The organism is Microcystis sp. M079S1 (assembly GCF_020246425.1).
Classification (GTDB): domain Bacteria; phylum Cyanobacteriota; class Cyanobacteriia; order Cyanobacteriales; family Microcystaceae; genus Microcystis; species Microcystis aeruginosa.
In genome coordinates this window covers 22683-33008 of record NZ_JADBSZ010000139.1, presented here as the reverse complement: position 1 = coordinate 33008, position 10326 = coordinate 22683, and the positions used below count along the sequence as shown (strand labels likewise).

The following is a 10326-nucleotide window of genomic DNA, read 5'->3' as shown; positions in this document are numbered from 1 at the left end:
TAGGGCATACCGGAACCTTTGGGCTCGATCCAATAAACGCTTGGGGAGAGAATACCTCTACTTTTTCAGAAGCAATTCTGTCTAAGCAAGTAATCTCTGTGAACCAAGAATCCCCGTCTCTTTAGAGCGGGGAGTGTCAAAAGATATTTTCAATGATAGTTTGGTCATTACCCTGGATCAACTCAAAGCTGATTCCGAATTGGTTCAGCAAATTGAAATCAGGCTTAAAACTCTGGGATTATTAGACACAGCAGAGGTGGATGGAGTTTGGCGAAATTCGACAGAATCAGCTTTAGTTGAGTTCTGTCGCTTGGCTTTTCTGAACAATATGAATACCAAGGTATTTGGTCGAACATTTGCCAAGAAATTAATTGAAATGCCTGTTCTTATCCCTAATCCTTTAGCGGGTCAGGCAGCAGTACTTAACCTGACAGGTAGTGTAGGCCGTAGTGGCAACAATAACTCTACTGATGTGCAATTAGTTAAAAATCGGCTGTCCGATCTAGGGTTCTCTTGGATTGGTCGCAATGGAACTGTTGATAATGAAACGATTCGTACAATTGAATTATTTCAGGCAATTATTAGTGGACGCACGATAGTTGGAGGTGTCGATGGTAGGATTGATGTAAATGGTCGGACTCATCAATTTTTACAGTCTGGTAATGCGCCACAATGGCAGGAAATGCCCAGCGGTTCTTCCACAGAAGGATTTATAAACCATGATAATCAACAAGGCGACACTCATGATTTTGGGACGAACTGGATGGTAGAAACGATTCAAGAGGCAGGCAAGCTTTATTTAACTAATTTCCGAAATTCCCACCCTAATGCTGCGCTCATTGCTACTAATAATTTGAGCATTGCTCGTGGTGGAAATACATCGATTCATCAAACTCATGAAACTGGACTGTCCTGTGATATTCTCCTACCTCGTCGAGATGGTACTTTCGGCAGAATAACTTTCCGTGACGGAGTATATGATCGAGATGCTATGGAAGCGATGCTTCGATCCATTAGAAATCAGGGTAAGTATCGGATAAAGCAGATTTTTTTCAACGATTTTTCCTTAGTTGTAAAAGAACTTTGCCAAAATCTAAATGATGGTGGTGTTCACGATAATCATGCTCACATTGATATAGAAACACCCCAACTCTAAGACCTTTTTGAGCGCGAACTCTATAGCGGAAGAATCACTCATTGCATCATTCAACTTTTATGGAGAAACCAGCTATCGCTGTAGGGTGCGGGCTCTTCTGGTTTCTGTGTGGAAACGAAGCCTATACTGATAGTTTCTTCGGCAAAATAGTGCGATCGCCGATCTGGTAGGGTGCGTTAATGAAATGTAACGCACCTTATTTTTATTGCTTGTCCTTCTGTATCCCATAGGATACACTTAAGGCATGATTGAAATTCGCCAGACCGAAACCTACTCTCAGTGGTTTAGCAATTTGCGGGATCGCCAAGCAAAAGCACGTATAGACATTCGTGTTCGTCGCCTGTCTATGGGCAATCCAGGCGATGTTAAACCAGTAGGAAAAGGTGTATCGGAACTGCGGATCGATTATGGCCAAGGCTATCGGGTGTATTTCATTCAGCGAGGCGAGACCTTGATCATCCTCTTGGCAGGAGGAGATAAGCAAACTCAAGAACGGGACATCAAAACAGCATTAAATTTAGCACAAGACTTATAGGAGATTTTCATGGCTACTATCCAAACCTATCCTTGGGATGCGGCAGAACATCTCGAAACAAAAGAAGATATAGCTGCATATCTTGAAGCAGCTCTTGAAGATGGCGATCCAAGCTTAGTGGTAGCAGCATTAGGTGATATTGCTCGATCTAAAGGGATGACACATATTGCCCGTGAAACAGGGTTGGGGCGTGAAAGTCTCTATAAAGCTTTGTCAATCGAAGGCAATCCAGAGTTTGCCACAGTTCTTAAGGTCTTACAATCACTTGGGTTACGCCTCCAAGTCGTACCAATTGCCTAACTTCACCGTTATACTGAATCGGTTTTTAATAGTATGATTAACTCCCAATCCAACCTTAAAAACCCGCTCTCCCCCATACCTGTTAAACAAGATTTAGGATCAGAGCGATCGCTAGATGAAAGGTTAAGTAATGTTAAGATCATAATTCTTCATGAAGAAAGCGCACGATCGCCGAGTAACTGTAGTCAAAAATACCAAATTTTGCCCCAGTCACAATACAGTAGGGATCAAGCGCGATCAATCGAAGCAAGAATTTTCTCCCCAGTATCTATGAATCAATCAGAAAGTTGCGGTAAGGTCTATCTCGTCGGTGCAGGTCCCGGAGATCCCGGTTTGTTGACCTTAAAAGCGAAAGTTCTCTTAGAAAATGCCGATATTGTCCTCTATGATGCCCTAGTTAGCCCCTCGATTCTAGCCATGATTAACCCCAGGGCCGAACAAATCCATGGGGGTAAGCGTCGCGGTCGTCATTCTCTAGTACAGGAGGAAATCACCGCTTTACTGATCCAAAAGGCCCAGACTAATGCTGTGGTTGTTCGTCTCAAGGGGGGTGATCCCTTTGTTTTCGGTCGCGGGGGTGAAGAAATGCTCGATCTGATCGCGGCCGGAATTAGTGCGATCGCTGATCTTGTAGGGTGCGTTCCCTAAGGCAACTTCTACCGCTCCAGCGATCGATTTTTGGGGAACGCACCATGCCTATTGATTGAAGCTGTAAGAACGATTTCTGCAAAGACTGTGAAATTGAAGGCTCTTGTGCAGGTCAGTGTCAAGTCACTTTGGAGTCTTCCAGAAATGACAGTCAATTAGTTGGAAAAATGTGCGAGTTAATGATTGCAACTACACAGAATTTGGTTGACGAATATCTAGAAGGCAGGTGAAATTCTGTGTTTATGACTAAGAACTAGCTGCCCAAAGCAAAGATACTTCATATTGATTAAATGTTGAATCCGCACTCACAAGTGTCATATCTTCTACCTGAGCTTGTGCAATCAGCATTCTGTCAAAAGGATCGCGATGGTGTAAAGGCAATGCAGCCGCCCGCAAAGCATGAGAAGCATTGATCTCTAACGATCTAGCTCCTAGTTGAGTCATTCGAGTAGAGACATAATCATCTATTTGCTCTGGCAGTGGTAATTTACCGATTGAGACTTTAATTCCCATCTCCCAAACACTGGCAACAGAAAACCACAATTCATTGCTTTCGTTTGCAATTTGTTCAATTACATTCTCACTTAACTTGTCTGGTTGGGCAAACCACCACAGCCAGCATTGTGTATCCAGTAAAAGTCTCACTCCGCACCACCCTCAAATGCTACCAAAATATCTTCTGGTAAAGGAGCGTTAAAATCATCTGGTACGGTAAACATCCCTCGATCTTGTCCTAAACTAGACCGTCGATCTAAAGATGTCCGAAATGGAACAAGTTTAGCAATTGGAATACCTCGGTTTGAAATAACGATTTCCTCTCCGAGTTCCACACGGGACAATAGCCGAGAAAGGTTTGTTTTAGCCTGATGAATGTTTACAGTTTCCATGCTCTTAAAAAACCAAATCTACAAACTAAGTTTAGTTTAGTTGCGGTGATTCTGCAAGGGCAAGTTAGTTTGAAGTGCGATGCCGAAGGCACTGCGTAGCAGTACGCTATCGCTGTAGGGTGCGTTCCCTAATGCAACTTCTACCGCTCCAGCGATCGATTTTTGGGGAACGCACCATGCAGATTTATTGAAGCTGTGGGTTTAAGTGCAATGCCGAAGGCACTGGGTAGCAGCCAATCTTGTAGAGACTTAGTAGGATGGCATTAGCTCATCCTACAGACCTGTGAGATATTATAGAGAAGTCTCCAGAAGTCAAATCGCAATCGGGAGTTAGTATATGCAAGCTATCCTTTTAAGCCGTGAAGAAGTTGCTCAACGTGCAGAGAAACTGTACGAAAGCAGAATCCGCCAAGAGGTGGAAGTTGAGGAAAACATTGGCAAGATGGTCATCATTGACATTGAAACAGGTGACTACAAAGTTGATGAAAATGGCTTACACGCTGCTGACTTATTGAGCGAGAAACACCCCCATGCTCGGCTCTTTGGGATCAAAATTGGCTACAACGTTGCTGCCGCTTTTGGTGGGGGTATTATGGAGCGTGTAGTTAAGTGATTTCAGGTATTGTGGCTAATGGACACCCGATCATCGCTATCCCATTTCGGATTCCAAATCGCGCTGACTTTCCGATTGAGTTTGTAGTAGATACAGGATTTACAGATGAGCTTTGTTTACCATCGGAGGCAGTAGCATTACTGAATCTTCCTTTCAGGTACGATATGCGGGCGAATTTAGCAGACAACAGCCAAGTAATGCTGCCCCTTCACAAAGCAATTATTATCTGGAATGGTGAGGAGCGAGAAACTCGTGTATTTGCCACAGGACGGCGACCCTTGGTTGGAACTGCTTTATTAGATAGCCATGAACTTGTGATTCAGTTTACGGAAGGTGGGTTGGTAACAATTGACGAATTGTAGTTCTCAGCATTAGCGCAAACGCAGGCTAACTTAGCCGTTATACTGAATCGGTTTTTAATAGTGCGATCGCTATCGCTGTAGGGTGCGTTCCCTAAGGCAACTTCTACCGCTCCACAGATCGATTTTTGGGGAACGCACCATGCACATTGATTGAAGTTGTAAGTCTAGGCGTTGCAGAATCAAGGTATGATACTAAATCCGTTGAGTACAGGCTAGTTATGAGGAGAGGCAAAAGGCAAAAGGCAAAGGGGAATAAATAATCAGTTTTTAATAACCAGATTTAGTATGAATGCCAACTGTGCATCGTATCCAAAAGTTAGTTTGGGTCTAGCGGCAAGATGTAGGCAGAGTAGTCAAGTGAAGTGTCCCATGCCTGAGCCTCACCTTGTATAGAGCCGACAAATGACTTTAGGATACAATGACTGTAAAAGCTAGTAGCCAGTTGGATATATTTGTTATGGCATTAATATCCCGTGTTGTTCACAGTGATCCCGACATTCTAGGGGGAACCCCTGTTTTTGTAGGAACTCGTGTGCCGATGAGAACCCTACTTGATTATCTTGAGGCTGGTGATTCATTAGAGGTATTTCTAGACCATTTTCCCAGTGTCAGTCGAGAACAGGCGATCTCAGCCCTTGAATTAGCAAAGGAAATGTTGACAGCCTATGCGAATCCTGCTTGATGAATGCGCCCCACGCCCTTTAAAGCGTGAGCTTGCCGATTACGAGGTATGCACAGTTGTTGAGATGGGATGGTCAGGGAAAAAGAACGGTGAGTTGCTGAGGCTGATGATTCAGGAGGGTTTCACGATTCTCCTCACTACAGATCAAAATTTGCGTTATCAGCAAAATTTACAGCAAACTGGAGTGGCAGTTATTGCTCTTGTAGCAACCAGCAACAAACTTTCTGACTTACTTCCCCTAATGCCAGATGCCTGTAGCGTATTAGATAAAGTCTCTCCAGGAGAAGTGATTGAAGTTGCAGGCTCCTGAAAGTTGTGTTGGCGAAAGCAGCATAACTCCGCATCCCCGGCGATATCTTGATCCCAAATCACGGGAATCTGCTGTTTAGCGGTTAATTCCGCTTCTTCTCGACAAATAGCCCGAATTCCCACGGGTAAAGTCGGTAAACCCATTTCTAACACCCGACCCATCACACAGGCGTGGTTATGGTGGGAGCCTTCGTAATCAAAACGCATATCGCCATGGGCATCAATTTGAACCACGGTAAAAGGTTCCGAGCAAGCCTGTAGGTAAGCTTGTACTACTCTCGTGGTGATAGCGTGTTCACCCCCGACGGCGACGACAAATTTATCATCGGCAATTATTGGTTTCCTGCGGGCGATAATCTGGAAATATAGCCATCAGTTGGGCTGCTCCACACTGCTGTAACAAAAAACAACTATACCCCGATAGCGATCGCTCAAGGTCGAATAACTGTCAGTTTTTGTCAAGGGGTGCGGTCAGATCGAAGAATCATCGCTAGAATGAGTCTAATTGTCAGGAATTTAGTTAGACAAGGTTTTTGGCAAGATGCTAGTCTGGCTAACAGGCTTTTGGGCTTGATATAGGGAAAGGTTCTGGAGATTGTGCCTAAATAGAGTGTTATACAGAAAGTTGACCCATATCGTTACCCCAGAGAGTGTTATACAGAAAGTTGACCTATAATATGTAGTTATGTAGCTGGTTATAATTAAATTAAAAATGGATTTTAGGTTCGATCCCCCCTTCCCCCCTTGATAAGGGGGGTGCCGATAGGCGGGGGGATCTGACAATTTTTAACGTCTACCTACTTATGTTTTCAAGAGAAGAGAAGAGAAGAGAAGAAATGTTATCAAGACTTCTAAGTAAAGCTGTACAAAAAGCTCAAGAACTGCCAGAAGAAATTCAAGACGAACTGGCAGAGCAGTTTATTGAAGACATCGAAAATGAAATCAAATGGCAAGAAACATTATCTAAACCCCAAGACAGCTTAATTCTCAAAGAACTTGCTCAGAAAGCTATTGCGGATTCAGAAAACGGACAGACTGAAGAAATCGGATTTGATGAGCTATGAAGTCGGAACTAAATCCAGATTTCATCGGCTTATTTCAACAGCTACCAGAAAGATTGAAAAGAACAGCCAGAAAAAATTATAAGTTATGGAAAGATAACCCAAGTCATCCAAGCTGAGAATTTAAGGAGGTCAATCAAGAAGACCAGATCTGGTCAATCAGAGTCGGTATAGGTTGGAGAGCGCAAGGGAAGAATCAAGAGTAAGAATGTAATTGTTTGGTTTTGGATAGGCTCTCACGCAGAGTATGACAAATTGTTAAAGAAGTTGTGAACCAAGAAACATAACAAATCACTGCACCCGAAATAATAGTGAAATTTTGTAACAAAGTGCAGTCATATCTAAGAATCTTTGCTACAATTCCGGAAAGCTTCTGTGATAAGTTTCCTTAAAGGAGATTGTTTGCAGTAAGCTAATCTGGCTAACAGGCTTTTGGGCGTGATATAGGGAAAAGTTCTGGCGATTGTGCCTAAATCGGGTGATATACCGAAAGTTGACCCATAATATGTAGTTATACAGCTATAGTCCCTGCATCCCTAGCTCAAAAATGTTACACTGAGCAGCCGAATTTATTGAACCATACTATAGATGACATTACCTTCTCTCCAAAGTTTGCTTTTAGCATCTGAAAAAGATATTGAACAAATTAGTGATTATTTTGATGCTCTGGTGAAAGAAGCAGTAGCAAGAATAAATCGAGGCTTTAGCATCAAGCGATTAATAAAGCAGCCTCGCAGTATCGAACCGTTACCTACAGAAATGAGGCAGTTATCGAGCTATCGCACTCGTATCGGAACAATGCTTGAATATGGCTTAAGCACGGCTATCACTGAGATACTTGAGGAACGCTATAACTCTTTATTTTTCTTTACATTTGCAACCTCCCATGAGTATCCAGATTTTTATTTTCGAGATTCATCTTTAATCCCTTTACTACGTTTAGAAATGAAAGCTGTAGATGCTGAATCTGATGAGCAAGCTGCACGCTTCGGTACGCCGACAATATGGATTAACGACGAGCAAGATTTACTCTTATTAGTAGCATGGGAGTGGACAAAAATAACACTAGAAAATGGCAGTCTTGGAGAATATCCCCATATTTTCTCAAGCTTGGTAGTGCCGGCGGGAGACATAGCAAGAGAGCGCGACATACGCCTAGAAATTACTGGGGGAAAAATCGAAGGAGAGAAGACTTTAGTTTTTAGTAGTCGCAGTCAACAGTATGTTGCTGATCCAGGCAACTATGGAAAGTTTTGGCGAATTGTTCATGCATCTAGAATTGGTTCCCCAGATCTACACCTTTCTATTCAGAAATTTTTAATTTTCCTGCGCTCAGTTGATGAAAAAGCTGCCAGAAAAAGGTTTTAAAGTTTGAATTGTCAGTCAGATGGGCAAAGCTTTTCGGATGAAAAACTAAAGGCTGAATCTAAAAAATTAATGCCCCGTTGAAGTTCATCCTCACTACGTCTTTGGCTCTCTAGGTAACTTTGATGTGCGATCTTATGTGCAGTTACTATTTCACGTTGTACGGCTAAAGGTGGCAAAGGAATTCTAGCCCCTAAAACTGCTGATCGGTTGACTCGAGGTCTACCTGTACCAGAAATTTGATAAACTAGCTGACCATAAACTATGTCACTTCTCAAGAGTATTGCCAAATATTCATTATCTACTTCAAATTGATCGATCAATGCTCCATAGCTAATTTTATCCTTTAGGTGATTGTCATTACTAGAAGTGGAAATTGTCCGAAAAACAAAGCATTCAGACGAAGCATATCCATCTTCTTCCAAGGCTTCTAATAAAATACATTTCCTCAATTCTGGACGGAGCTTTGAAAATAGAATATCTCCGCCCTTGAATAACTTGACATTGCTTTTTATCTGATTTCCAAAAACTTCAGAGACAACATATTCACCAGTTCTTGATGAAATATCTGCCAAACCAATATAACGCCATAGATCATAAGGATCTGCTTTGTCAGGTACTACAGATATATTACGCTCAACGACTAGTTCTGCAAGCTTAGGTGTTGGATATTTTGAACGCTTTAGAGTTCTTTCTGCTATAGATCTAGAAGGATGATGATACCCAACGTCAAGCCTATCTACAATAAGTTGATTAGACTTACTATAAAAACGTTCTGCCGGACAGACAAAGACTTTTGGATATAAACTTCTTATAGAATTTTCTCCCTCTTTTTTGAAAGAATTCCAAGCATTAATTATGATTGGCAATTCATTATTTAGCACTAGGTTTCCTTTGTCATCATGACGAAAATTAGAATCGCCATTTGCCTTTCGACCAACTTCTTTGACTTCGGCCATGAAGATAGAAGGTTGGGCTTCTGTTTTAGACTTGCTGCGTTTTCTGAGGAATAGAATTGATGTTTTGACAGATGCATATGGTTTAAATGTAACTTCTGGCAAGCTAATTACAGCTTCAATTATGCAATATCTGAAGATCAAATCACGAGTATCATGATTTGTTTTTCCGTTTAAAATACTGTCATCTACAACTATTGCCAATCGTCCACTTCCACTTTTCAACCACTTGATGCAGCGTTCTATGAATAGAACTCCACGCCTCCTTGATGCTTTTCCTCTTCCAAGTTCGTAGGTACATAGTGCAGTCTCGTCTGAAAAATCACTGCCAAACGGAGGGTTAGTAATTACTACATCAAAACCACTCTCTGGTATGAGTTCATTTAGCTTGTCATTGTAGCCAAGAGAACCACCATCATTTAGGTAGTGAATCGTATTAATGCTCCCCCCATGCATTATGGTATTCATTTGTGCAACCCATGCCATTCGTTTATCAATTTCAAAACCTATAATCTTCTGATTTAGGTTTATTGACTTGAATGTTTCAATTAGAAAGCCGCCACTACCACAAGCAGGATCACAAATATATATTGTATCTTCTGTCGAAGATGTCATAGCAGAAACTAAACCAACCATAAATTCAACAACTGTTCTAGGTGTGAAAAATTGTTGATGGTCAGTTTTCTCAAAAGTATTTCTAACTAGTTCTTCATACATGAAGCCTTTAATATCAGCTTCAACTTCGGAAAGTTTAATATTCCACAGTAGTCTACATACCTTAGCAATCGCAATTTTGTCCTCCCCAAGGGAACTGTGACCATTGAGCAATTCTTTCGGAAAATAGCTGATAGCGTCTTGATAAATTTCTTTGATTTTTTCATATATGTCGTCAAATGAAGAAAAATCTTTAATGGAAAATTTAGATACTTGTTTTGGATCGTCTATTTCGATTTTTTCCATGTAAAGTTTTGAGTATAAAATCTTCGTTATCTCTTCAAAACGTTCCAGTAACCCACCCCCCATAGAATCTCTAAAGGCAGCATTCATTTGTCTCGTTAGAAAACGTAGTGATCGTAAATCTAGTGTGATCGATTTCTCTTTCTTTTCTTCATCAGATCTTTTGGCTCTTTCCTCATTAAAGAGGGGAATTTGTAGAACATTTTCAGATATTGTTGTCCCAAAACGTCGCTCTTGGAGTAAACAAGTTATATCCTCTGCTCGGTAGAGGCGATAGCTATTTATTGGATCTCTAGATGGCTTAAGCTTACCTGCCTTGTCCCAGTTCCTGAGTGTCGTTGTCGTTACACCCAGTAAATCAGCGGCCTCGCTAACCGTAAAAAACTGCTTCTGCTCTTTCATGTTTTTATAAGGTTTGACTTCGATCTAAATTGTATAACCTTATAAGATGTTGTGCAATCATGAAGAGCCTCATGCACTCTGACGTTACTCAAG

At 41.6% G+C, this 10326-nt stretch carries 12 protein-coding genes and 3 pseudogenes; 11 read left to right on the top strand and 4 right to left on the bottom strand.

What is annotated here, in order from left to right; all coding sequences use genetic code 11:
• Nucleotides 1-133: 133 nt before the first annotated feature.
• The 4 genes and pseudogenes from IM456_RS09290 to IM456_RS09275 form a co-directional block, all read left to right on the top strand.
• Nucleotides 134-1156 (top strand): peptidoglycan-binding protein, encoded by a 1023-nt coding sequence (locus tag IM456_RS09290; protein WP_149985565.1) that lies wholly within the window; start codon nt 134-136, stop codon nt 1154-1156.
• Nucleotides 1157-1400: 244 nt separating this feature from the next.
• Nucleotides 1401-1691, top strand: a complete 291-nt coding sequence (locus tag IM456_RS09285; RefSeq protein ID WP_072927249.1) for a type II toxin-antitoxin system RelE/ParE family toxin — start codon at nt 1401-1403, stop codon at nt 1689-1691.
• Between the two features lie 9 nt (nt 1692-1700).
• The gene (locus IM456_RS09280; RefSeq protein WP_002757266.1) at nt 1701-1991 is read left to right on the top strand and encodes an addiction module antidote protein; all 291 of its coding nucleotides are present in this window, start codon (nt 1701-1703) and stop codon (nt 1989-1991) included.
• A 270-nt stretch (nt 1992-2261) separates the two neighbouring features.
• Nucleotides 2262-2606: pseudogene (locus IM456_RS09275) on the top strand (SAM-dependent methyltransferase); the annotation flags it as partial.
• A gap of 279 nt (nt 2607-2885) precedes the next feature.
• On the opposite strand, the gene IM456_RS09270 reads toward IM456_RS09275, so the two are convergent.
• Together IM456_RS09270 and IM456_RS09265 are read right to left on the bottom strand one after the other, a co-directional pair.
• Nucleotides 2886-3284, bottom strand: coding sequence for a type II toxin-antitoxin system VapC family toxin (locus IM456_RS09270; protein WP_079209839.1), 399 nt, complete (start codon nt 3282-3284; stop codon nt 2886-2888).
• On the bottom strand, nt 3281-3526 hold the full coding sequence (locus IM456_RS09265; RefSeq protein WP_008201147.1) for a type II toxin-antitoxin system Phd/YefM family antitoxin: 246 nt from the start codon (nt 3524-3526) through the stop codon (nt 3281-3283). Before IM456_RS09265 ends, IM456_RS09270 begins: the two co-directional genes overlap by 4 nt.
• A gap of 337 nt (nt 3527-3863) precedes the next feature.
• Here IM456_RS09265 and IM456_RS09260 point away from each other — a divergent pair, with 337 nt between their 5' ends.
• The 4 genes from IM456_RS09260 to IM456_RS09245 all read left to right on the top strand — a co-directional run bounded on the left by IM456_RS09260 (nt 3864) and on the right by IM456_RS09245 (nt 5493).
• Entirely contained in the window at nt 3864-4139 is a 276-nt protein-coding gene (locus tag IM456_RS09260; RefSeq protein ID WP_149985566.1) for a hypothetical protein, read from the top strand.
• Entirely contained in the window at nt 4136-4501 is a 366-nt protein-coding gene (locus IM456_RS09255) for a clan AA aspartic protease (protein WP_149985567.1), read from the top strand. Before IM456_RS09260 ends, IM456_RS09255 begins: the two co-directional genes overlap by 4 nt.
• A 418-nt stretch (nt 4502-4919) precedes the next feature.
• Nucleotides 4920-5183, top strand: a complete 264-nt coding sequence (locus IM456_RS09250; protein WP_002799510.1) for a DUF433 domain-containing protein — start codon at nt 4920-4922, stop codon at nt 5181-5183.
• Nucleotides 5167-5493 carry a DUF5615 family PIN-like protein gene (locus IM456_RS09245; RefSeq protein ID WP_149985568.1) on the top strand — a complete coding sequence of 109 codons (327 nt, stop codon included), beginning with the start codon at nt 5167-5169 and terminating at the stop codon, nt 5491-5493. Before IM456_RS09250 ends, IM456_RS09245 begins: the two co-directional genes overlap by 17 nt.
• A gap of 32 nt (nt 5494-5525) precedes the next feature.
• Here IM456_RS09245 and IM456_RS09240 read toward each other — a convergent pair.
• Nucleotides 5526-5828, bottom strand: a pseudogene (locus tag IM456_RS09240) (arginase family protein); the annotation flags it as partial.
• A gap of 500 nt (nt 5829-6328) precedes the next feature.
• Between IM456_RS09240 and IM456_RS09235 the strand changes: the two are divergent.
• From IM456_RS09235 to IM456_RS09225, 3 genes and pseudogenes are all read left to right on the top strand, one after another.
• Nucleotides 6329-6556: a hypothetical protein gene (locus IM456_RS09235; protein ID WP_043997770.1), complete on the top strand. Its 228-nt coding sequence runs from the start codon at nt 6329-6331 to the stop codon at nt 6554-6556.
• Nucleotides 6553-6826 (top strand): annotated as a pseudogene (locus IM456_RS09230) (ParE family toxin-like protein). Before IM456_RS09235 ends, IM456_RS09230 begins: the two are co-directional and overlap by 4 nt.
• Before the next feature lie 315 nt (nt 6827-7141).
• Nucleotides 7142-7921 (top strand): hypothetical protein, encoded by a 780-nt coding sequence (locus IM456_RS09225; RefSeq protein WP_158200737.1) that lies wholly within the window; start codon nt 7142-7144, stop codon nt 7919-7921.
• Between the two features lie 11 nt (nt 7922-7932).
• Here IM456_RS09225 and IM456_RS09220 read toward each other — a convergent pair whose 3' ends face one another.
• Entirely contained in the window at nt 7933-10233 is a 2301-nt protein-coding gene (locus tag IM456_RS09220) for an N-6 DNA methylase (protein WP_287693172.1), read from the bottom strand.
• Nucleotides 10234-10326: the final 93 nt, after the last annotated feature.